This window comes from Streptomyces sp. NPDC006476, assembly GCF_040612015.1.
Lineage (GTDB): Bacteria > Actinomycetota > Actinomycetes > Streptomycetales > Streptomycetaceae > Streptomyces > Streptomyces griseorubiginosus_B.
Genome location: NZ_JBEXPK010000001.1, coordinates 227,817 through 248,722 on the forward strand (window position 1 = coordinate 227,817; position 20,906 = coordinate 248,722).

Here is a 20,906-nt window from a genome sequence, read left to right on the forward strand (position 1 = left end):
TGTCATCGTGACCGACGACATCGACCGCGACCGGCCGCAGACCGAGCCGTCGCCGCCCGCACTGAACCTGGCGCCCGCACCGCACCTGACGCCTGTACCGGACCAGGCGACCCCACCGGACCAAACGGTCCCCGGCACAGTCGAACGCCCAGCAGGACGTGCCCAGCTGACGCTGCTGGTGGCGGGGATCTGTATGCCCGTGCTCGGCTCCGCCCTGATCGCGCCCGTGCTGCCGCACATGCAACGGCATTTCCACAGCACACCCGGCAGCGACGTCCTGGTCCCGATGGTGGTCGCCCTGCCGGGACTGTTCCTCGCCCTGTCCGCGCCACTTCTCGGATCCGTCGCCGACCGGACCAACCGCAAGGCGCTCCTGCTGATCGCCATGGCGCTCTATGCCGTGGTCGGCAGCGCCCCGCTCTACCTGGCCTCGCTGGTGGCGATAGACGTCAGCAGGGTGCTGCTGGGGGCCTGCGAGGGAGTGATCCTGATCTGTTGCACGTCTCTGATCGGCGACTACTGGACGGGAGCGCGGCGGGCGAAGTACCTCTCCGTATCGACGCTGGCCACGTCACTGGCCGCGACGGCGTTCCTGGCCGTGGGCGGAGTGCTCGGGGTGTCGGGCTGGCGGACCCCGTTCTGGATGTACGTGCTTCCGCTGCTGTTGCTGGTGCCGATGGCCAGGCTGCTGTGGCAGCCGCCCCGCACCATTACGCCGGGCGTCGGCACACGGCTGGAGCCGCTGCCGCGCCGTCAGGTCCTGGTCCCGTGCCTGGTCACGCTGTTCGGCGGGCTGTACTTCTTCACCCTGGTCGTCGAACTGCCGTTCATCCTGGACGGCATCGGGATCCACTCGACCGCCGTCGTGGGCACCATCTCCGCCGTCATGGCGCTGGCCACGGCCACCGGTTCGGCACTCTTCCCCCGGCTGGCCGCCAGACCGGCGCGCGTCCTGGTTCCCCTCGAGTTCGCGGGTGTGGCCGTCGGCCTGGCCACCGTCTTCGCGACCGGGGCGCTGCCCGTCGTCGTGACCGGCGCGATCATCACCGGATTCAGCACCGGGGTCATACTGCCGACCCTGCTGGTCTGGGCGATCCACCGGCTGAACTACTCCCAGCGCGGCCGGGGCACCGGCTGGTGGAGCGGCGCGCTGACCCTCGGGCAGTTCTTCTGCCCCCTGGTCGTCGCGGGCCTGAGCGCCGCGTCCGGAGGCCTCCAGCCGGCCCTGCTCGTCCTGGCGCTCGCGGCAGCCCTGCTCGCCGCGACGGTCCTGCTGGGCCTGCGCCACCAGCACGACCCGCTGGACCCGTCCCCCGGCGAGCCGGTCGCCGCTCCGGCAGCGCCCTGACCCTGCGCGACACCACGTGGCCTCCGCCCCGGCACTACCTGAACGTCACGAGAAGGCCTGACGGCGTTCATGCTTCAAGGAGTCTCTTCTGCCGAAGTGGCCTTCGGGGCGCGGTCGTTGTCCTGTTTCTCCCGCGGCGGGTAGTGGGCGTCGTCCAGGACCGGGGTGCTCGGCCGGCCGCGGCGGTGGCGGGTGGCCTCGCGGGCCGAGCCGTCCTCGCCGACCGCGGTGACGATCAGTTCGTCGCCGTGGAAGCGGGCCCAGACCCGGTTGTGTCGATCAGGGCCGGTGATTGTGCCGGAGTTCCGGTGCCCGGGTGGGTGTTCCGCGATCACCACGGCGGCCGCCAAGCCGGTCGCCAGTTCCTGGAGATCTGTCACGACACCGGCGACCTCCTTCTTCCGGTCCCCCGATGCACACTGCAGCAACGCGCCGTCCATCAGGCCGAGATAGTCGACGACCAGAACGTCCAGGCGGCCGTGCCGACCCACCACGGCAGCGCACCGGCGCTCGATCTCGGCGACGGCAGGCGTGGTGCCGTCACCTCCGAAACTCAACAGCGCCTTGCTGTCGGCCTCCGCAGCGACTGCGTGAAGGAGGTCGAGTTCGGAGGGATCCAGCGTCCGGCGGCGGATCTTCTCGGTCGGCACGCCGGTTTCCGCGGCGAGCGTCCGCTCGAGGAGTCCCTCCTTCGACATCTCCAGAGAAGCGACCTGAGCGGGACGGCCCTGGCGGAAGGCACAGTTACGGGCCATGGTCAGGGCGAGCATGGACTTGCCCATCGAGGTACGGGCAGCGACCACGGTGACCCGTCCAGGCCGCAGCCCGCCACCGAGGAGATCATCGAGGGCCATCAAGCCGGTCAGGACCCGGGGCTTGGGCTCGTGCTGCTTCACCGCGGATCCGGTACGGGAGCTGCACGAGCTGGGCGAGCGGCTGGGCATCCCGCGATCGCTCGCCGACCTGGGCCTGACCGTTGCCGACGTGGACCGTGCGCTCGATGTCGATCTCGGGGCGCCGTACGCGAATCCCCGCCCGGCCTACCGGGAGATCTCGGCGTACGGAACGCCGGTCACGCGTCGGGCCACCCGGCGTGCGACCTCGGCGAACGCCGGGGCGGCGGGCGAGTGGCCCGTCTTCGGATAGGCGACCGCGGCCACCGCCTCGAGGGGCTCTTTCGTTGCGACGGCCTCCACTCCCGGGTGCGGGAACATCCGGGCGCCCGACAGTGGCATCAGTCCCACCATGTGCTGGTAGGCGATCTTCGAGGACATGTCCAGGGCCGAGCGGGCGTGGGAGCCGACTGTCGGGGCGTCGTCGTCCCCGTGGCGTCCCCCCACCCACCAGTCGTCGCCCGGGTGGGGGGTGACCCAGGGCTGGTCGTAGACCTCGGTCATGTCCACCGCGGCGGCCGAGGCCAGCGGGTGCCCCTTCCACAGCCCGACGCAAACGGGCTCGGTGAAGATCGGTACGCGTGTCAGGCCCGGCATGTCGACGCTCAGATACATCAGCGCCACGTCGCACTCGCCGGCCAGCAACGGGGCGTGCCCCTGGTGGAAGTCCGCTTCGTGCACCCGGATCGTGGCTCTGGGATACCGCTCGCGGAACGCCTCGATGACCGGATGCGTCAGCTCCGCGAGAGCCACCCCGTAGAGCGCGACCCGCACCTCGTCCCGTCGCCCGGCCCTGATGGTGTCCGCGGCGGCGGCAAGCCGGTCGGCATCGGCCAGCACCTCGCCCGCCCGTTCGAGCAGTTCCGCGCCGTCGGCGGTGAGCGCCACATGCCGTTTGTCGCGGTCGAACAGCTGGACGCCCAGCTCACGCTCGAGGGCGGCGATCGATCGCGTCAGCGCGGGCTGGGTGAGGTGCAGACGCTCGGCGGCGACCCGGTAATTCAAGGTCTCGGCGAGCGCCGAGAAATGGCGCAGGCTCCGGAGTTCCACTCAGCCCTCCAGAAAGGCGTGGTCCACAGCGTTGTGGTCCGCGCCAGGTTACAGCGCGCTTCCCCGCACGTCACCAGGCAGAAATGTGCGGCATTCCCGTCCCCCTCCGACCTGCTGTGATGCACGGCACTCATCAAGCCCACAGATACCGGCATTGGACCGTCCTTCGCCGCGCTGCCGACACTCCCTTCAGGCCGACCAGAACAGCAGCGGATGGGGTGCGAATTGTCCGAGACAACCGAGACAGCCGAGAAAATCATCGAGATTCCGCAGCCGGAGCCGGACCTGACACCGGAGGAACTGGTGCGCCGGGCCGCCGGCATGAGGACCTGGCTACGTGATCATCAGGACGAGACCGAACAGCGAACCGGTATCTCCGAGGACACGCACAAGGCGTTCCTGGAGGCGGGTTTCTACCGGTCCCTCCAGCCACGCCGCTTCGGCGGCTACGAGTTCGACCTGCGGACCTACTCCCGGATGGTCACCGAGGTGGCCCGCGGCTGCCCGTCCAGCGGCTGGAACCTGTGTCTGGCTGCCTCCCACAGCCTGGTGGTGGCCGGCCGCTTCCCCGAGAGCACGCAGCGCGAGGTGTTCGGTCCGGACGGTGACTTCCGGGCCCCGCTGCCGATCGCCCCGAGCGCCACCGCGACGAGGACTCCCGACGGGTACCGGGTCAACGGCCGCTGGGACTACTCCTCCGGAGTCAACGTCTCCACGCACTTCCTGGGTGGCGTGCTCATCATCGACGAAGAGGGCGGCATGCCCACGCCGGGCATGGTGCTCGTGCCCTCCGGCTGGCGGATGCTCGACAACTGGGGCGAGATCCTGGGCTTCCGCGGCAGCGGCTCCAACAGCGTCGTGGCCGAGGACGTCCTCGTACCGTACGAGTACGTGTCCAGGACCCACCTCCTGGCGAACGACGCCACCGACGGGCCGGGGGTGGAACTGCACGGCAACCCGATGTACGCGGGCCGGCTGATGTCGTTCTTCAACATCCAGCTGTGTTCGGTCGTGGCGGGCACCGCCTGGGCCGCGGTCGACGAGTACCGGCGGATCATCACCACCAAGAACAGCCCGATGCCGCCCTTCAAGCCGCGCAGCCACGATCCGGAACACCAGCGCAACCTCGGCCTGGCCACGGCCCTGGCCGACAGCGCGCAGCGGATCATCCTGTCGGTCACCGACGACTACACCGCCTACGCGGCCCGGGGCCTGGCAGGGGGCGAGCCCTTCTCCGAACTGGACGACCGGGCCCTCTCCCTCACGGCCCGGCAGTCCGGCCAACTCGCCTGTCAGGCCGTCGAGATGCTGGCCTCGGCCAGTGGCTCCAGCGCGCTGGCGAACGGCGAGCGCATGCAGCGGTACCTGCGCGACGTCGCCACGTACAAGACGCACATCAACGCCCAGCACGGCTGGTGGGCCACGGGATACGCCCGCTCTCTGCTCGGCGTGGAGAACCCGGCGTGAACCGGTCGACGTCCGCCGCGACGACGCCCGGCGGCGGCCCGGCGGACGACCCCGGCCGGTTCCGGCACGTGCTCGGCCACTACCCGACGGGTGTCACGGTGGTCACCGCGAAGGAACCCGACGGCACCCCGGTCGGCATGGTCATCGGCTCGTTCACCTCGGTGTCCCTCGACCCGCCGCTCGTCGCGTTCTTCCCCGGCCGCTCCTCCACCACCTGGCCAAGGATCATGGCCGGCGGCGCCTTCTGCGTGAACGTGCTGGCCGCCGGCCAGGAGGGCCTCTGCCGGGATGTCAGCGCCAAGGCCCCCGACGTCTTCGACCGCCACCCGTGGCGCGGCGCGCCCTCGGGCAGCCCCGTCCTGGCGGGCGTCGCCGCCTGGATCGACTGCGACATCGCCGACGTGTGGACCCTCGGCGACCACTACTTCGTCCTCGGCCGCGTACGGGAACTCGGGGTGGAGAAGACCGGCGTCTCGCCGCTGGTCTTCTCCCGGGGGCGGCTCGCCCCGTTGCCGCCCCGCCGGGACCACGACGACTCGGCCGACTACACATGGCCCGACTGGCTCTGAGAGATCTGAGAGAAGAGAGACGCACCATGCGCAATCAAGGGCTCGGCTCGTGGCCCGCGCGGCGCGCCCGCATGGCACCGGAGGCCACCGCCGTCGTGCACGACGGTGGATCCCTGTCCTACGGAGAGCTGGCCGCCCGCGTGACGCGGCTCGCTCACGCCCTGCGTGCCTTGGGGGTCGGCCACGGCGACCGGGTGGCCTACCTGGGCGCGAACCACCCGGCCCTGGCGGAGACCCTGTTCGCCGCGAACGCGCTGGGCGCCGCCTTCGTACCGCTCAACACCCGCCTCGCGGCACCTGAGTTGGCCTTCATCCTGGGGGACGCGGGGGCGTCGGTACTGCTGTACGGCGCGGAACTCACCGATGTCGTGGACGCGTTGAGGGACGACGTGGAGGTGAAGCACTACGTCGAGGTGGGGAGCCCGTACGAGGAGTTGCTGGCGGACGCACCCGACGACCCCCTGGACGAGACGGTCGGCCTCGACGAGGTGTGCATGATCCAGTACACCTCCGGCACCAGCGGCCGTCCCAAGGGCGTCATGCTGACTCACGCCAACATCGCCTGGAACTGCTTCAACATCCTGCTGGACGTGGACATCGTCTCCGACGAGGTCGCTCTGGTGGTGGCACCGATGTTCCACACCGCCGCCCTCAACACCGTCTTCCTGCCGGGCTTCCTCAAGGGAGGGACGTCGGTGCTGATGCGCGGCTTCGCCCCGGAACGGGTGCTCGACGTCATCGCCGAGCACCGGGTGACGAGGATGTTCGGCGTGCCCGCGATGTACCAGGCCATGGCCCGGTCGTCGCGGTGGGCGACGGCCGACCTGTCGTCGATCCGGATCCTGCAGTGCGCGGCGGCACCCGTACCCAAGGACCTCATCCACACATACCAGGACCGGGGCCTGACCTTCCTCCAGGCGTACGGCCTGACCGAGACCTCTCCCGCCGCGCTGGGCCTGCGCGCACAGGACAGCATCCGCAAGGCCGGCTCGGCCGGCACGCCCTGCTTCTTCACCGACGTACGCGTGGTGAGCCCCGACCTCACCGATGTCGCACCGGGCGAGGTCGGCGAGGTGATCATCGAGGGCCCCAACGTGATGAAGGGCTACTGGCAGTGGCCCGAAGCGACCAAGGACGCCTTCGTGGACGGAAGTTGGTTCCGCTCCGGAGACGCGGCCACTGTCGACGAGGAGGGGTACGTCACGATCGTCGACCGGATCAAGGACATGTACATCTCCGGCGGGGAAAACGTCTATCCGGCCGAGGTCGAGCAACTCCTCCACCAGCATCCCGCGGTCGCCGAATGCGCGGTGATCGGCGTACCCGACGAACGATGGGGCGAGGTCGGCAGAGCGCTGGTCGTGCCCCGCGCGGGCGCCGAGGTGTCGCCCGACGACATCATGAACTCCCTGTCCGGCCGACTCGCCAAGTACAAGCTCCCCAAGTCGGTCGTCCTCGTCGACGCCCTGCCCCGCAACGCCACCGGCAAGATCCTCAAGGCTCGCCTGCGCAGCCAGTACGGCTCAATGCCGGCCCGAGGCGCCGAGGAGGCATGAGGCCAGGCGACCCGAAAACGCCGGTGGCGGCTGATCCACTTCGACCTCACGGTCACGAAAGGGGTGCGGAGGCCGTTCGCCGGCGGTGTCCGGGGCAGCACGCCCAGGGAACCACGGGAGCACCTTATGCGCAGGGGCCTCAACGAGCGGCAGCAGGCCGTGCTCGATCGGAGTCTTCTTGGGACGGTGCGAGTTCGGCGATGACTTGCCGGGTGGCCGCCAGGTCCGTGAGCTGTACGAACTCCTCGGCATGCCCATCGACGAGGCATCGGTCAACGTCACCCGCGCTCGCCTCGGACGCCTCCTTCGTCAAGGCTTCCCCACCGAGCCCGGACGAGGCCCTACCAGAATCGGACTTAACATCCACTCGGAACTCCGGAAACCGCAGCTCAGGCATGCCCTCCACGTCCACCCGTTGCAACTCCCGAAGTAGGTCGTCGAACCGAGGGACAATTCCCCAAACCGCAGGTCAGGGGCCTTGGCGGTCGACTCATGGATCGCCACGCACTCCGGGTGACGCGTCATCGGGAAGGTATGCAGTCTGACCCCACCCGGGAAACATGCAGCTCAGAGGGGCTTTCAAGGACGAATCCAGGCCCCTCGGAAGGCTTCGTGCGTCATCACCACAGCCGTGCGTCAGCAACCGCTGGGGCGCGCGGGCCGAATTCATCGACGAAGCAGGCGGTCACGGCATCTACCACACACCGTGTGATTCAACCCGTTGCGGCGTCGCCGTCAACGCCTGGCGGCGGCTGCTGAGCGCCCGGCGCGCCTGCCGAGCACCGAACCGGCGGTGAGGCCGGAGCCACCAGGGTAGTTGAACCAGAAGAGCCCGCCGACGAGTTCGCCGGCCGCGTGCAGCCCAGGGACGGGGCGGCCGCTCAGGTCCAGCACGCGCGCGTCGGCGTCGATCCGCAACCCGCCGAAGGTGAAGGTGATGCCGCAGGTCACCGGGAAGGCGACGTACGGAGGAGTGGTCAGCGGCTGGGCCCAGTTGGACTTGGGAGGGGTGATGCCCTCGGTCCGGCAGCCGTCCTTGACCGTCGGGTCGAAGCGACCGGAGACAACGGCGGCGTTGAACCGCTCAACCGTCTCCGCCAGCCGGCCCTCGTCTATGCCGAGTTCCTTGGCCAGGCCCTCCACGGTGTCGGACTCCACCCTGGTGATGCCCGCAGAGGCGTACTCCTCGGGGCGCAGCAGCGGCGCGGACGTCGCGTCGAAGAGCTGGTAGGCGACGCCTGCCGGTTGCTTGAGGATCTCGGCACCGTACTTGGCGTAGGTGTAGTTGCGGAAGTCCGCTCCCTCGTCGACGAACCGGCGGCCCTCGGCGTTGACTACGATGCCGAACGGGTAGCCGCCGCGAGTGAGTTGGTTGGTCAGCTCCCGGTCGCCGGTCGCTCGGGCTTGGCTGTCCCAGGCCACCGCGTGGCAGCCGCTCCAGTGGCCGTAGGGTTGCGCGCCGGCCGCCAGGGCCATGCGGATGCCCTCGCCGGTGTTGTACGGGGTTCCGCGCACCAGGGCCAGGTCCCAGCCCGCGCCCAGGTAGCCGGCCCGCATCTGCGGGTTGGCCTCGAAGCCGCCGCTGGTGAGTACCACGCCGTCGGCCTCGATGCGCTGCCCGTCGGCGAGCATCACGCCGCCAACGGAGCCGTCGGCTGCGGTGGCCAGGCCGGTGACGGGGCTGTCGAAGCGGACTTCGATGCCGCTGCGATCGGCGGCGGCAAGGTGCTGGTCGATCATTCCTTTGCCCCCGCCGACCACGCCGACGGCCAGTCCGCCCCAGAACCGGTAGCGCCCGTCCACCTCGTAAGCCTGCCGGTGGAACATGAGCTCGAATCGCAGGCCGAGGCTGCGCAGCCAGGTCATCGTCTCGCGGGATTCACCGACCAGGATCCGGGCGAGTTCGGGGTCGGTCCTTCCCTGGGTCACCCGGGTCAGGTCGGCGAGAAAGTCGTCCTCGGTGTAGGGGGCGAGGTCGACGCGTCCTGCACGGTCCCCGGGAAGTGGCTCGACCAGCGAGGTGAGGTCGGTGAGCCCGCCGTGGCTGGTGCGCATCGCCCCGGCAGTGAAGTAGGAGTTGCCTCCGGCCCACTGGCGGGGGGCCTTCTCCAGCAGCAGCACCCGTGCTCCCTGCTGTCGGGCGGACTGAGCCGCGCTGAAGCCGGCGTTCCCGCCGCCGACCACGACGACGTCCCACTGCTCGGTCATGTGTACTCCCAATGGGTTCGGACAGCAGATGCCCGGATCGGAGATCCTTTCGGGGCTGGGGCGTACGGATCAGGGACTGTGTGCGTACGCGACCGCAGCTTGAATCTCTTTCACCAGGGCCCGGCGGGCGGGTTGACGGCTGCGCGGCCCGCCCGCCGGGCAGTACGACGATGCGCCAGCAGCACCATCAGTACAATCGAAAGAAATTGAAGCTGCTTTCACAAATGCTTAAGGCGGTTGGGATGAGCCTCGATGTACGCCGCATGCTGGTGCTGGCCGAGGTGGCTCGCCGGGGCTCCATCACGGCGGCCTCGATCGCCCTGAGCTATACGCCCTCGGCGGTGTCCCAGCAGATCAGCAGGCTGGAAGCGGAGGCCGGGCAGCCGCTGATCGCGCGGCACCCCCGGGGCGTCACGCTCACCGATGCCGGCCGCACTCTGGCCGAGCATGCCGCACGGATCGATCGCCAGTTGCGAGCCGCACGCCGATCCCTCGATGACATCGCGGGCCTGCACAGCGGGACCTTGCACATCGGTACCTTCCCCACCATCGCCGCATCCCTGCTGCCCCGCGTCGTGCCCGCCTTTCGCACCCGGTACCCGCAGGTTGAGCTGGCCGTGCACAGCGACCGCAACGCCGGCCTGATGGACCTCCTCGAGAGCCGGGAGATCGAGCTTTCCTTGATGTGGGACTACCCGTGGCGGCGCCTGGACGAGACCAACCTCGATGTCACCCATCTGCTGGACGACCACACCTGCCTGGTCGTCGCCACCAGCCACCCGCTCACCGCCCGGCACTCCGCCGGTTTTGAGGAGCTGGCCGAGGAGAACTGGATCGTCCGGGGCGATCACCCGGTCGCCGAGCTGCTCACCCGTAGCTGCCGTGCCGCCGGCTTCGAGCCGAAGATCGCCTACCGGGCACACGACTACCAGGAAGCCCAGGCCATGGCGGCGGTCGGCCTGGGCATCACGCTCGCCCCCAGGTTCGCCCTGGCCAGCCTGCGGGACGACGTCACCACCATCGACCTGGGCCCCTCGGCCCCCGTTCGCCGCATCCTGCTCACCCGGCTGCGCGACAATCCACCGACACCGTCAGCCAAGGCCATCGCAGAACTGTTCATCGAGACCGCCGGGACCCTGCGTTCCTAGACACGCGTTCCGCGGCGTGACGGCCGGCGACCGCCGCCGTCCCGCGGGGCATGCCCAGGACCCGTGGCTGCCGAGCTGCTCGGGCCGATTGCCGCACACAGTCAGAGTCGGATGAAGGAGGCCCGGGACTGTTCGAACGGCAGGCGTCATGCCTGCGCCCACCCGGGCACGTGGTGCCTTCTCGTAGAGCGGCAGACGATCCTCTGTTCGTGGTGGCGGTCACGTGGGCGTCGGACGGATGCCTTCGCTCAACCCGGTGTGTACGCCGCAGCGAAGAGCGGCGTCGGCCAGCGTTCTTGTGACCGCCACCACGAACGAAGAAGTCGACGGTTGTGATCGCGCTGACGGCGGGCGTCGCCCTGCCCGCGGCGCTGCTGGCCCTCGCGGCGCTGCGGCCCTCGGCCACACACCGGTCCAGCACGTGCGGGGCACTAGCAGCCGGGGTGCAGGAAGACGGCCGCCGGGCGTTCGGAGCGGGACTTAAGATGATCTCCATGACGTCCTCCAGCCAGATCCGTGAACCGACGAGGCGACCGCGGGTCGGGCGCAGTGCATTCCTGACATGCACCCCCCTGTACTGGGGCTTGGCGCGGAGCACCGCCCTGTTGGACATCGACCTTGTCCAGGACACACCGGACCGGCTGACGGGACGGTTGCTCTCCGGCGACCTGGACCTCAGCTCGATCTCATTGGTCGAGTATCTGCGGCACAGCGATGACCTCGTGATGCTGCCCGACATCGCCGTCGGAAGTGACGGGCCGATCCAGTCCTGTGCGATCGTCACGAAAGTGCCGCTGAGCGCGTTGGATTGCCGCACGGTCGCAGTCGCCACGACCAGTCCCACCTCCGCACAGATGTCCCGGCTGCTGTTGGAGCAGCACTACAGGGTCACTCCGAGGTATGTAACGCGGCCGCCTGATCTTGAGGTCATGCTGGATTCTGCCGATGCCGCCGTTCTGACCGGGGACGCCGCCCTGGCGGCGACGATGAACCGGCCCGTCTCTCCCGGCGTTCGGGCGTACGACCTGGGTGAGCTGTGGAGACGCTGGTCAGGGCTGCCTTTCGTACTGGCCGTGTGGGCGGTACGGAAGGAGACAGCGGCGCGGCGGCCGGACATCGTCGGCATGGTGCACCGCAGTCTGCTGGCCGCGCGCGGCCTCGCGCGGAGTGAGTCCCGCGAGCTTGCCGACCGGGTGGCCGTCTGGGAGCCCTTCACCGCCCCGATGCTGCAGGACTTCTTCACCCGGACCCTCGCCTTCTCCCTCGGGAAGCGGGAACGGCTGGGGCTGAGCGAATTCGCGCGCCGTTCGGGATATGTCACGCCGGCTCTCCCCTCTCAAAGCGTGTTGCAGAAGGCCGTGAACAGGCAGCCTGATCTGGACTGTTGACGCATCCGGTCATGCGGCGAGGGCGAGGTTGTGCATGCGGGCGCCGGCCTGGACGGCGTTATGGAGGCCGTCGCCGCGTTGCCGGCAGTCACGAAGGATCTTGTAGCCGATCACGTGCTCTACGCGGGCGCGGACCTTGCGGTGCGCGGCGTTGTCCTCCTTCTCGCCCTTGAGCAGCGGCCGGCCGGGCCGTTTGCGGTGCGGGACGATCAGGCCGATGTTGATGCAGGCGCCGTCGCCGAGCACGGTGACGCCCTGGCACTGCTCGGCCAGACGCGAATCCCGCCAGGCTTTCGCATCCGCGGTCGTGCCCGGCACCAGCGGGCGGCAGCCACCACCAGGCGCGTGTCCGCGTCCACGATGACCTGCACATTCGCCGAGAAGCGGTAGTTACGTGAGGACGTGCCCACCGTGCCGTCGCGGACCGGAATGAGGGTGCCGTCCACGATCCACAACCGCTCGATGGCATCCTGCGGAGCGCGGACGGGCTCAAGCGCGAGCAGCGGGCCAAGGCGCTGGATCACCCGGCAGACGGTGGCCGGCGAGACGCCGAACAGCGGGGCCAGCTGCCGCATGGTCAGGTTCGTGCGGTAGTAGACCGCCACCAGCAGCACCCGCTCGGCCAGCGGCAGCCGCCACGGCCGCCCCCATCCACAGCCATCCCCACCACGCGCACGCACCGCCCTCAGCAACCGCCCGAACTGATCGATCCGCAGCCCCCTGGACGCTTCCACCCACACCCGCTCGGCCCTCAACACCCCAGCCATACAACGTAGATGCCCTGTTCACGGCCTTCTGCAACACACTTTAAGCACGTCCGAGGCCTGTCGAGCCCAGCGTCTCGCAGGCCCCGGACGTCGGTGCGGGCCACCCCGGTCTCGGGGGGGGGGGGAGGCCGGTGTGCGATGGCAGCCCGCGCGGAGCCGGGAGGGGCGGCCGCCACCCTCACAGGGGGCCGCCCGTGCCCGGCCGTACAGGACGCGTCAGCCAGCGGTCATCACCGTTGCCGCGTATGTCAAGGAGATCAGGGCCAGTACGGCGGCCGGGACGGCCCGGACCGGCGGGTCACCGTGGCGCAGGTGGATCACCGCCGCGGCGGCCATCAGCAGGGCGAGGCCTGTCGCGGCTGCCACGCCCAGCGGCGTCCAGGTCAGCCCCGTCAGCAGACCGGCGACCCCGGCCACCTCCAGCGCGCCGACGACGCGGTAGAGCCGTACCGACATGCCGAGATGGGCCGCCGCCTGGCGCATGAACGGCGCCGCGGCCAGCTTCGCCAGCCCCAGCGGAAGGAAGACCAGGGACAGGGCGACGGCGAGCACGGTGGTCATGAGGCGGACCTGCCCTTGCGTCGCTCGGTGCCCAGCCGGACGTAGTGGTCGATGTGGTCGGGGCTGTCCACGGTGGCGGGGTTGACGACCTGCTCGACCGGGGCGCCCTGGAGCAGTCGTTTGATCGGGACTTCCAGCTTCTTGCCGGTGCGGGTGTGCGGGATGCCCGGCACTTCGAGGATCTCGTCGGGGACGTGGCGGGGTGAGGCGCCGGTGCGGACGGCGTCGCGGATCTTCTCGCGCAGGGTGTCGTCCAGGGTCACCCCGGCCGCCGGGACCACGAACAGCGGCATCCAGTAGCCGCCGTCCGGCTCCTCCGCGCCGATGACCAGGGCCTCGGCGATCTCGGGGAGACGTTCGACGACATCATGGATGTCGGCGCTGCCGAGCCGTACACCGTTGCGGTTGAGCGTCGAGTCGGAGCGGCCGTGGATGATCACCGAGCCGTGCCCCGTGACCGTGATCCAGTCGCCGTGTCGCCACACCCCGGGGTACGCCGAGAAGTAGGCGTCGCGGTAGCGGGTGCCCTCGGGGTCGTTCCAGAAGTACAGCGGCATCGAGGGCATGGGGCGCGTGACGACCAGCTCGCCGACCTGATCGATGACGGGGAAGCCCTCGGCGTCGTACGCGGCGAGCGCCACGCCCAGGTGCGGTGCGGACAACTCGCCTGACCAGACCGGGGTGTTGGGGGCACTGCCGGCGAAGCCGGAGACGATGTCGGTGCCGCCGCTGATGGAGGCCAGCAGAACGTGCTCGCCGACGTGCTCGCGGACCCAGGGGTAGGCGGAGGCGGGCAGGGCGGAGCCGGTGCAGCCGACGACGCGGATCGAGGACAGGTCGTGCGCGGACGGGTCGATGCCGAACTTGGCCATGCCCAGCAGGTATTGGGGGCTGGTGCCGAAGACGGTGACCCGGTGGCGGGCGGCCAGATCCCATAGGCGGTCGAGTTTGGCGAAGGGGGCCGGACTGCCGTCGTACGTACACGTCGTGGCACCCGTCAGCAGTGTGGAGGCGACCAGGTTCCACATCATCCAGTGGGTGGTGGTGTACCAGAGGAGACGGTCGCCGGGCCTCAAGTCCGAGTGCAGCCCCAGGGTTTTGAGATGCTCCAGGAGCACGCCGCCGTGACCGTGGACGATGCCCTTGGGCAGGCCGGTGGTGCCGGAGGAGAACACGACCCACAGCGGATGGTCGAACGGGACCGGTGCACAGGCGAGTTCCTCGGTGCGCGTGGAGGCATCCTCCCAGGGGACCACCAGCGACGGGTACGCCTGCGACGGCCAGGGCAGGCCCATGTGGTCCACCAGCAGGGTCGCCTTCAACGTGGGCAGGGCGTGGGCGAGTTCGAGGACGGCTTCGCGGCGGTCGTGGGTGGTGCCGTTGAACAGGTAGCCGTCGGCGGCGATCAGCACGGTGGGTTCGAGCTGGGTGAAGCGGTCGGAGGCGGCCTTGGGGGCGTAGTCCTGACCGCACACCGACCACACGGCGCCCAGGCTCGCGGCGGCGAGGAACGAGACGATGGCGTGCGGGGTGTTGGGCAGATAGCCGACGACCCGGTCGCCCTTGCCGACGCCGAGGTCGCGCAGGGTGGCGGCCACCGACGCGACCAGGGCACGCAACCGGGCGCCGGTCACCTCGTATCCGGCACCGGTCTCGTCGAGGGCAATGATCGCCACGTCGTCGTCGGACAGGTTGCGCAGGGCATGGTGGGCGTAGTTGAGGGTGGCGCCGGGGAACCAGCGGGCGCCCGGCATCCGCTCCTCGGCCAGCACCTGCTCGTAGGGGGTGTCGGCGTTGATGTCGAAGTACTCCCACACCGCGCGCCAGAAGCCCTCCAGGTCGGTGACAGACCACTGATGCAGGGTGGCGTAGTCCTCCGGGTCCATGCCCTGGAGCCGGGCGAAGTCCGCGATGCGACTGGCGGCCGCAGTCTCCGGATCGGGTGTGAAGAAGGGCGTGCTCATCGCGTCGTACTCCTCAACAGGCTTTTCGGGGCCGTCCGTTCGGAAGGGACAGGGCTTCGGGTGGTGTGCAGCAGGGAGGCCCAGGCGGCGGTCGAGGTGAAGTCGCGGCCGCCTGCCGGGACGATGTCCATGACGACCCGGTCGGGCCGCAGCAGGACCGCATCTGCGTGTCCGGCGCGCAGCCAGGCTGCGAGGGTGCAGTCGTCGCCGAGGTCTGTCACCGGGACGGCGTGAACGCCGAGACTGTGGGCGAGCGCGGTCAGGGAAGGGCCGGGCTCGGTGGCGGTCAGTACGGCGAAGGAGTCGCCGAGCGCCTCGTCGAGCCGGGTGGGCCGTCCGGCGACGCTCACCCATGGTTGGGGGCAGTGTGTGCCCGCCAGCCTTCGGCGGACCCCGCGCCGCACGAGCGGTCCGGCGGTCAGGGGTGGGCTGAGGTCGCGGCCGGCCAGCTCGGTCAGGCCGGGTATGCGGCAGGCGGCGGCCAGCGCTCGGCGGCGGAGCGCGGCGGCACCGTCCTGGCCACCGGTCATGGCCCAGCCCATGGCGACCGCGAGGCGGACCACACGCCGTGCGTGCGGCTTGCGTTCGCTCTCGTAGGTGTCCAACAGCCGTTCGTCGCCGCCCTGCTGGAGGACGCGGGCGAGTTTCCAGGTGAGGTTGTAGGCGTCTCGCAGTCCCGAGCACAGGCCCTGTCCGATGAACGGCGGGGTGAGATGGGCGGCGTCGCCGAGCAGGAAGACCCGTCCGCTGCGCCAGCGGTCGGCGACGCGGGCCCGGAAGGTGTACTGCGTCTCGCGGACCACCTCGAAGTCCCCGTCGTACGAGGGCGGCAGCCACGGGGCGATCAGTTCGCGGACCGTCTCCTGCCCTTCTCCTTCACGGAGCCGGAACTCCCAGCGGTAGCGGGTCTCGTTCACCCGCATGAAGGTCCCCGGCTGGTCCGGGTCGCAGACCTGGTCGACGCCCTCCCAACAACGGACGGGGCCCGTGGTCTCGGCGTCGATGACGGTCCACTTCTCCTCGAAGTGCAGGTCCTCCCAGGCGCCGCCGATGGCTTCGCGGGTGAGGCTGTTGGCGCCGTCGCAGCCGAGGACCGCGTCGGCCCACAGCTCGTGATCGCCGGTGTCGTCGCGGTAGGTGACGCGTACGGGGCCGGTGGAGTCCGGGCCGACGCCGGTGACCTCCACGCCGCCGCGCAGTTCGCACTCCGGGCGCCGGGCCAGGGCGTCGCGCAGCACGCGTTCCAGCTCGGGCTGGTCGAACATGCTGGACTGCGGATACCCGTGGTGCCCTTGCGGGGAGCGCCGGAACTCGGCCATCACCCGGTGCCGGGCATCCAGCAGCCGTAGTCCGTTCGCCGGGCGGGAGATCGCGGTGAACTCCTCGCCGACTCCGGCGGCCTGGAGGATCCGGTGGATCTCGTCGTCATTGGCGACGGCGCGCGGGAGCGGATAGACATCCCGGTGGCGTTCGAGGACGACACTGCGGACTCCGCGCCGGGCCAGCAGAAGGGCGGCGGTCACGCCCACCGGTCCGGCCCCGACGATCACGACGGGCACACGTGCGGCTTCATCGACGGTCATGTGCGGCTCACCTCGGGTATTAGTTCGCGTCCGCGACGGGCGTGCGCTGCTCGCCGAGGCAGATGCGGCCGTCGGGGGTCGCGATCGTCGCCGTGATCACGTCGCCCGGGTTCAGGTAGTGCGGGTTCTTCGCCTGGCTCTTGAAGAACGCCTTCCACTTCACAGCCGGCGGCAGCAGCGCGCCGATCTTCTCGACGGCCTTCGGCGGGGCCTTCAGGGCCGTGCCGCCGGGGGTGCCGGTGAGCAGCAGGTCGCCGGCGTCCAGGGTCTGGAAGCGGGCCAGCAGAGTGAGCGCCTGCGCCGGGCGGACGATCATGTCGGCCAAGGTGCGGTCCTGGCGGAGCTCGCCGTTGACGCTCAACTTCAGCCGCAGGTCAAGGAGATGGGCGAAGTCCTCCGGCTCCAGCAACGACAGGTACGGACCGGTCGGCGTGAAGGTGGGGTACGACTTGCTCTCGTAGAACTGCGTCTTGGTCAGCTGCACCTCACGGGCGCTGACATCGTTGGTGATCACCAGTCCGGCGACGTACGACGGCAGGTCCCGCTCCTCGACCACGGTGCCGACGGGCAGCGGCGCGCCCATCACGAGCCCGAGCTCGATCTCGTAGTCGAGGAACTTCACGCGTGACGGCCGGACTACGGCCTCGCTGGGACCGCTGACCGAACCGGATGCCTTGCGGAAGAACGCGGGCGGGATGTCGCCCTTGAAGCCCGAATCACGGGCGTGGCTACGGTAGTTGACCATCTGGGCGACCACCCGGCAGGGCGTGGTGACCGGGGAGAGCGCGACCAGATCGGCGACCGGAGTGCCCGGCCCGCCGGAGGCAGCGGCCTCCCGGACGGCGTCCCGGTCGGCCAGCAGCTCGGCGGTGGTCACGGCCTTGGTCTCGACGGGGACGGCCCGGTCGCCTCGGACGACCCACCAGCCGTCGGCCGTGCGCAGGACATTGGTGCTCATGTCAGTGCCTTCTTCAGAGGGACGGGTCAGGAGTTGGCGGCCTTGAGCAGGCCGAAGAGTCGCGCTGGGTCCATCTCGTTGTCGCCGCGCAGGGCCTCGATGACATCGCGGACCCGCTGCGGGGAGGGGCTCGCGCCGAGGAAGTCGCGGGTGGCCGGCGGGCCCCACTGGGCCAGGCCGCTGGTCGACATGGGCGCCCACCCGGGCTCGACGTCGCAGGAGAACAGGTCACCGTCGGCGAAGTGCTCCAGCATGAAGCGGTCGGGGTCGCGCCAGTAGTCGAACAGCTGGCTGCCCTGGATGTGCCGGCCAATGCCCCAACTGCGCTTGTAGCCACGCTCCTTGAGGTACTCCCCACCGGCGGCGATCGAGTCCAGGTCGGTGACCTGGTAAGCGGAGTGGACGTACCCCGTGCCCGGCCCCAGGTGCATCGCGAGGGTGTGGTGGTCGGCTGGCACGCTGCCCAGGTCGCAGCGGATGAACGCCATTGTCGGACCGCGCCCGCGCTGCCCGTCCAGGAACAGGAAGTCGGACACGATCATCCCGAGGGTGTCCAGGTACCAGTCCAGGGCCCGGGCGAACACGCGTGTCTCCAGCACCACATGGCCCAGCCGCTGGATGCGGGACGGCTCGCGCGGCGGCCGCTGCGTGGTGTTCGTACGACGGTGATCCGTACCGAAGTTGAACAACAGCGGGTGCTGTTCCGGCAGCGCGGGCAGCCGCTCGCTGCAGTGCACCACACGCACCGGGAAGCCCGACGGGTCGAGCAGGTCGACGACCTTGCCACCACCAGGAACGTCGGCGTCCCGCACGTCCCTGCCCGTCGCGCGGGCCAGCCGGTCCAGGTCGCCCCGTTCGGCGGCGCGGAACGCCGGGCCGATAAAGCGGGACGTACGACCGCGCCGGACCACCATGCAGGGCGAGCCCGCGAAGGTCCCCCGCAACCACAGCTCGCTCTCGGTGCGGGCGGCGACGCCGAAACCGAAGTCGCGGGCGAAGACCTCCGCCCGCTCCAGGTCGGGCTTCTCGAACTCCAGCCAGGCCAGGTCCGCCACCTTGATCACGGGATTCCGGGAGCGGCCGGGATGTTCGCCGCGCAGGGCGCCCTGCTCGCTGTGGAGGTCCTGGTGGGCCGTGATGACGTCCCCGTTGACGCGTGTTTCAGACATGGAGCCCTCCGAGCAACATTGCCGCAATGAGGAAATTATCAACTGTGACAGTTCCGTCGTCAAGACGTTCGCTGCAGTAAATGATGAATTCATCAGGACTGCGATCTACATTGGGTAACCGTTAGACTTCTGCGCATGTCTACGTCAGCCCCGCCCAGCAACCGCTTCGAGCGACGTCGCGCAGAGACCCGTGGAGCTCTCGTGCGAGCGGCCCGGCAGATACTCGCCGAGAGCGGCGACACCAGCGCGAGCATCCAGGCGATCGCCGAGCGCGCGGACGTGGGCTTCGGCTCCTTCTACAACCATTTCGACTCCAAGGCGGAGTTGTTCGAGACGGCGGTGATCGACGCCCTCGAGGAGTTCGCGAAGGAATTCGACGAGCGTCTGACGGGGATCGACGACCCGGCGGAGCGGGTCGCGGGCGGCTTCCGGCTCAGTGCCCGCATGGCCGACTCCCACCCGGAGCTGATGCAGGTCCTGCGCCGCCGTGGCCTCGCGCACATCCACTCGGGCAAGGGACTGGCCCGACGCGCCCTGCGTGATCTCCAGGTCGGCATCGCCTCCGGCCGCTTCACGCCCGTCGACCCCGTGGTCGCCCTGTCCGCACTGGGCGGCACCCTGCTGTCCCTGGTGGAGCTGCGGTTCGCCCGCCCCGAGGTGGACGGTGACGAGGCCGCGGTCAACCTCGCCGAGATGGTCCTGCGGATGCTGGGCCTGCCCGCGGACGAAGCACACCAGGTCGCCCGACGCCCCTTGCCTGACGCCGCCTGACGGCCTCACGCGGACGAGGAGTCCGGGTGGAACGTGACCGAGCGGCCCGTGAAGCGGGCGTCGATTCCGTCCTCGGTGGTGGTGACCGAGCGCAGACGGAGCCCCTCGGGCACGTTCTGCAGCGGAATGGGCTCTTCCAGGGCCTTGTCGAGCAGTGATTTCAGCGGAGGGAGCAGTTCACCCTGCTCCGCGCGTACGTCCGTGAAGGCGATGCGGTTGCCGCCGGCCGCCGAGACGGACGCGCTCACGGTCACGTCGCCGACGAGCGGCAGACTCGCGGTCGCGTCGACCCGCCCCGACTCGTCCCCTTGTGACACCTGCACGCCGAGCGCCCTCGACACGTCCGCGTACGACAGGAACGCGCTCGCTGTGACGCCGTCCGCGTGAGCCTCGTCGGCGCTCCCCGAGGTCTTCAACCCGTCCATCCCGACCGTCAGCCTCGTCACCGGGAGCGGCCGGGTGCTGCCGCCGGCCGGAATGTCGTGGGCGGTCAGGTCGACATGATCCAGCCTGCCCGCAGCCAGTTGGTTCAGCACAGGAAAGCCCCTGACGTGTACTGACGGCCGATCGGCGGTTCCCGTGCCGTCCTGGAACGCCTCGGCCGTACGGCCCTCCGCGCGAGCTGCGGCGATCCGGTCGACCGCGACTCCGCCGACGAGCACGGCCACCAGAGACGCGGCGACCATGATCATGCACCGCCTGGTCCGGGTCGGGGGGCTCGCGTGCGTGGAGCTGTCGCCGTAGTAGGCCTCGCCGGCGTACTCCTCGTTGCGCTGGGACTGATACATGCTTCTCCTCTTCGAGTGGTGCTTGGGGGAGTGCGCCTACGCGGCGTCGTCGTCGGGGCGGACAAGCCCATGGACGCACGCCGCGGCACTGTCTCCGGCCACGCCCATCGCGATCAGGGCCGCGGTCGCGGTGTCCGTGCCGTCGTCGTTCCAGGCCCCGCTGTTCACGCAGTCCAAAAGCCCCAGCAGGTGTCCCTCCAGGGCCCGGGCCAGGACGGCCGGGGGGATGCCGGTCATGAAGGCACCGTTCCGTTGCCCCTGGCCGATGATCGCCTCCGTCATGTCCCGCGCGGGGGCCAGGACTTCGGCGAGCCGATCGGCTCCGAGGTCCTGGGGGGCGAGGCGGAGCAGGATGCGGTAGCGGTCGGCGACGGGCCACACGGCGAGGACGAAGCGCGCCAGCTCCGTGACGGCGTCCGCCATCGGCGGGCGGGGAACCGCGAGCGCCTGCCGCAGGGCCCATGTGGCCTCCTCCACCAGCCCCTCCATCAGTGCGGCCCGGCCGTTGAAGTGGCCGTAGACCGTGCGGCGTACCACCCCTGCCGCCTCGGCGATGTCACCGAGGCTGCTGTCGGGGTCACGGTCGAGTTCCTGCCGGGCCGCTTCGAGGATGCGGGCCCGTGTGAGCAGGGTTCGGCTGCGTTCCGGGGCGGCTGTCAGGTGTGCGTGGATCATGTCGAACCTCCGGTAGGCGGGGGAGGGCGACTCGATAGTTGCA

At 69.9% G+C, this 20,906-nt stretch carries 16 protein-coding genes and 3 pseudogenes; 7 read left to right on the forward strand and 12 right to left on the reverse strand.

Annotated elements, in window-relative coordinates:
* The first annotated feature begins 7 nt into the window (after window positions 1-7).
* Entirely contained in the window at window positions 8-1,348 is a 1,341-nt protein-coding gene (locus ABZZ74_RS00990) for an MFS transporter (protein ID WP_356760781.1), read from the forward strand.
* A gap of 83 nt (window positions 1,349-1,431) precedes the next feature.
* Here ABZZ74_RS00990 and ABZZ74_RS00995 read toward each other — a convergent pair.
* From ABZZ74_RS00995 to ABZZ74_RS01005, 3 genes and pseudogenes are all read right to left on the reverse strand, one after another.
* Window positions 1,432-1,617: pseudogene (locus tag ABZZ74_RS00995) on the reverse strand (IS21 family transposase); the annotation flags it as partial.
* A 60-nt stretch (window positions 1,618-1,677) separates the two neighbouring features.
* Window positions 1,678-2,292: pseudogene (locus ABZZ74_RS01000) on the reverse strand (DnaB-like helicase C-terminal domain-containing protein); the annotation flags it as partial.
* 96 nt (window positions 2,293-2,388) lie between these two features.
* Window positions 2,389-3,291 carry a LysR family transcriptional regulator gene (locus ABZZ74_RS01005; protein WP_356760783.1) on the reverse strand — a complete coding sequence of 301 codons (903 nt, stop codon included), beginning with the start codon at window positions 3,289-3,291 and terminating at the stop codon, window positions 2,389-2,391.
* A 225-nt stretch (window positions 3,292-3,516) separates the two neighbouring features.
* On the opposite strand from ABZZ74_RS01005, the gene ABZZ74_RS01010 reads away from it, so the two are divergent.
* The 3 genes from ABZZ74_RS01010 to ABZZ74_RS01020 are packed head-to-tail and all read left to right on the forward strand — an operon-like array spanning window position 3,517 to window position 6,883.
* Window positions 3,517-4,758, forward strand: a complete 1,242-nt coding sequence (locus tag ABZZ74_RS01010; RefSeq protein WP_356760785.1) for an acyl-CoA dehydrogenase family protein — start codon at window positions 3,517-3,519, stop codon at window positions 4,756-4,758.
* Window positions 4,755-5,327, forward strand: a complete 573-nt coding sequence (locus ABZZ74_RS01015; RefSeq protein WP_356760786.1) for a flavin reductase family protein — start codon at window positions 4,755-4,757, stop codon at window positions 5,325-5,327. Before ABZZ74_RS01010 ends, ABZZ74_RS01015 begins: the two co-directional genes overlap by 4 nt.
* Window positions 5,328-5,353: 26 nt before the next feature.
* On the forward strand, window positions 5,354-6,883 hold the full coding sequence (locus ABZZ74_RS01020) for a long-chain fatty acid--CoA ligase (RefSeq protein WP_356760787.1): 1,530 nt from the start codon (window positions 5,354-5,356) through the stop codon (window positions 6,881-6,883).
* Between the two features lie 735 nt (window positions 6,884-7,618).
* Here the strand turns inward: ABZZ74_RS01020 and tcuA are convergent.
* A complete protein-coding gene (gene tcuA, locus ABZZ74_RS01025; RefSeq protein WP_356760789.1) occupies window positions 7,619-9,091 on the reverse strand; it encodes an FAD-dependent tricarballylate dehydrogenase TcuA in 1,473 nt (490 codons plus the stop codon).
* Window positions 9,092-9,333: 242 nt separating this feature from the next.
* On the opposite strand from tcuA, the gene ABZZ74_RS01030 reads away from it, so the two are divergent.
* Entirely contained in the window at window positions 9,334-10,239 is a 906-nt protein-coding gene (locus ABZZ74_RS01030) for a LysR substrate-binding domain-containing protein (protein WP_356760791.1), read from the forward strand.
* Window positions 10,240-10,733: 494 nt separating this feature from the next.
* Window positions 10,734-11,627, forward strand: coding sequence for a menaquinone biosynthesis protein (locus tag ABZZ74_RS01035; RefSeq protein WP_356761094.1), 894 nt, complete (start codon window positions 10,734-10,736; stop codon window positions 11,625-11,627).
* Window positions 11,628-11,636: 9 nt separating this feature from the next.
* On the opposite strand, the pseudogene ABZZ74_RS01040 reads toward ABZZ74_RS01035, so the two are convergent.
* From ABZZ74_RS01040 to ABZZ74_RS01065, 6 genes and pseudogenes are all read right to left on the reverse strand, one after another.
* Window positions 11,637-12,394 (reverse strand): annotated as a pseudogene (locus ABZZ74_RS01040) (transposase family protein).
* A gap of 216 nt (window positions 12,395-12,610) precedes the next feature.
* The gene (locus tag ABZZ74_RS01045) at window positions 12,611-12,955 is read right to left on the reverse strand and encodes a DoxX family protein (RefSeq protein ID WP_356760792.1); all 345 of its coding nucleotides are present in this window, start codon (window positions 12,953-12,955) and stop codon (window positions 12,611-12,613) included.
* Complete coding sequence (locus ABZZ74_RS01050; RefSeq protein ID WP_356760794.1) at window positions 12,952-14,919, reverse strand: acetoacetate--CoA ligase; 1,968 nt, start codon at window positions 14,917-14,919, stop codon at window positions 12,952-12,954. Before ABZZ74_RS01050 ends, ABZZ74_RS01045 begins: the two co-directional genes overlap by 4 nt.
* Entirely contained in the window at window positions 14,916-16,502 is a 1,587-nt protein-coding gene (locus tag ABZZ74_RS01055; RefSeq protein WP_356760795.1) for a bifunctional 3-(3-hydroxy-phenyl)propionate/3-hydroxycinnamic acid hydroxylase, read from the reverse strand. The genes ABZZ74_RS01050 and ABZZ74_RS01055 overlap by 4 nt, the downstream gene beginning before the upstream one ends.
* 19 nt (window positions 16,503-16,521) lie before the next feature.
* Complete coding sequence (locus ABZZ74_RS01060; protein WP_356760797.1) at window positions 16,522-17,460, reverse strand: fumarylacetoacetate hydrolase family protein; 939 nt, start codon at window positions 17,458-17,460, stop codon at window positions 16,522-16,524.
* Between the two features lie 26 nt (window positions 17,461-17,486).
* Window positions 17,487-18,629 (reverse strand): VOC family protein, encoded by a 1,143-nt coding sequence (locus ABZZ74_RS01065; protein WP_356760799.1) that lies wholly within the window; start codon window positions 18,627-18,629, stop codon window positions 17,487-17,489.
* Window positions 18,630-18,764: 135 nt separating this feature from the next.
* Between ABZZ74_RS01065 and ABZZ74_RS01070 the strand changes: the two genes are divergently transcribed.
* Window positions 18,765-19,400 (forward strand): TetR/AcrR family transcriptional regulator, encoded by a 636-nt coding sequence (locus tag ABZZ74_RS01070; protein ID WP_356760800.1) that lies wholly within the window; start codon window positions 18,765-18,767, stop codon window positions 19,398-19,400.
* 5 nt (window positions 19,401-19,405) lie between these two features.
* Here the strand turns inward: ABZZ74_RS01070 and ABZZ74_RS01075 are convergent, their stop codons facing one another.
* Entirely contained in the window at window positions 19,406-20,188 is a 783-nt protein-coding gene (locus ABZZ74_RS01075) for a DUF2993 domain-containing protein (protein WP_356760802.1), read from the reverse strand.
* Between the two features lie 36 nt (window positions 20,189-20,224).
* Window positions 20,225-20,863 carry a TetR/AcrR family transcriptional regulator gene (locus tag ABZZ74_RS01080; protein ID WP_356760804.1) on the reverse strand — a complete coding sequence of 213 codons (639 nt, stop codon included), beginning with the start codon at window positions 20,861-20,863 and terminating at the stop codon, window positions 20,225-20,227.
* Window positions 20,864-20,906 lie beyond the last annotated feature (43 nt).

What these genes read in the sequence shown, in the direction of transcription:
- ABZZ74_RS01045 (WP_356760792.1), bottom strand. Translation starts at nt 12,955, where the DNA reads ATGACCACCGTGCTCGCCGTCGCCCTGTCCCTGGTCTTCCTTCCGCTG.
- ABZZ74_RS01080 (WP_356760804.1), bottom strand. Translation starts at nt 20,863, where the DNA reads ATGATCCACGCACACCTGACAGCCGCCCCGGAACGCAGCCGAACCCTG.
- ABZZ74_RS01050 (WP_356760794.1), bottom strand. Translation starts at nt 14,919, where the DNA reads ATGAGCACGCCCTTCTTCACACCCGATCCGGAGACTGCGGCCGCCAGT.
- ABZZ74_RS01030 (WP_356760791.1), top strand. Translation starts at nt 9,334, where the DNA reads ATGAGCCTCGATGTACGCCGCATGCTGGTGCTGGCCGAGGTGGCTCGC.
- tcuA (WP_356760789.1), bottom strand. Translation starts at nt 9,091, where the DNA reads ATGACCGAGCAGTGGGACGTCGTCGTGGTCGGCGGCGGGAACGCCGGC.
- ABZZ74_RS01020 (WP_356760787.1), top strand. Translation starts at nt 5,354, where the DNA reads ATGCGCAATCAAGGGCTCGGCTCGTGGCCCGCGCGGCGCGCCCGCATG.
- ABZZ74_RS01075 (WP_356760802.1), bottom strand. Translation starts at nt 20,188, where the DNA reads ATGTATCAGTCCCAGCGCAACGAGGAGTACGCCGGCGAGGCCTACTAC.
- ABZZ74_RS01065 (WP_356760799.1), bottom strand. Translation starts at nt 18,629, where the DNA reads ATGTCTGAAACACGCGTCAACGGGGACGTCATCACGGCCCACCAGGAC.
- ABZZ74_RS01055 (WP_356760795.1), bottom strand. Translation starts at nt 16,502, where the DNA reads ATGACCGTCGATGAAGCCGCACGTGTGCCCGTCGTGATCGTCGGGGCC.
- ABZZ74_RS01060 (WP_356760797.1), bottom strand. Translation starts at nt 17,460, where the DNA reads ATGAGCACCAATGTCCTGCGCACGGCCGACGGCTGGTGGGTCGTCCGA.
- ABZZ74_RS01070 (WP_356760800.1), top strand. Translation starts at nt 18,765, where the DNA reads ATGTCTACGTCAGCCCCGCCCAGCAACCGCTTCGAGCGACGTCGCGCA.
- ABZZ74_RS01035 (WP_356761094.1), top strand. Translation starts at nt 10,734, where the DNA reads ATGACGTCCTCCAGCCAGATCCGTGAACCGACGAGGCGACCGCGGGTC.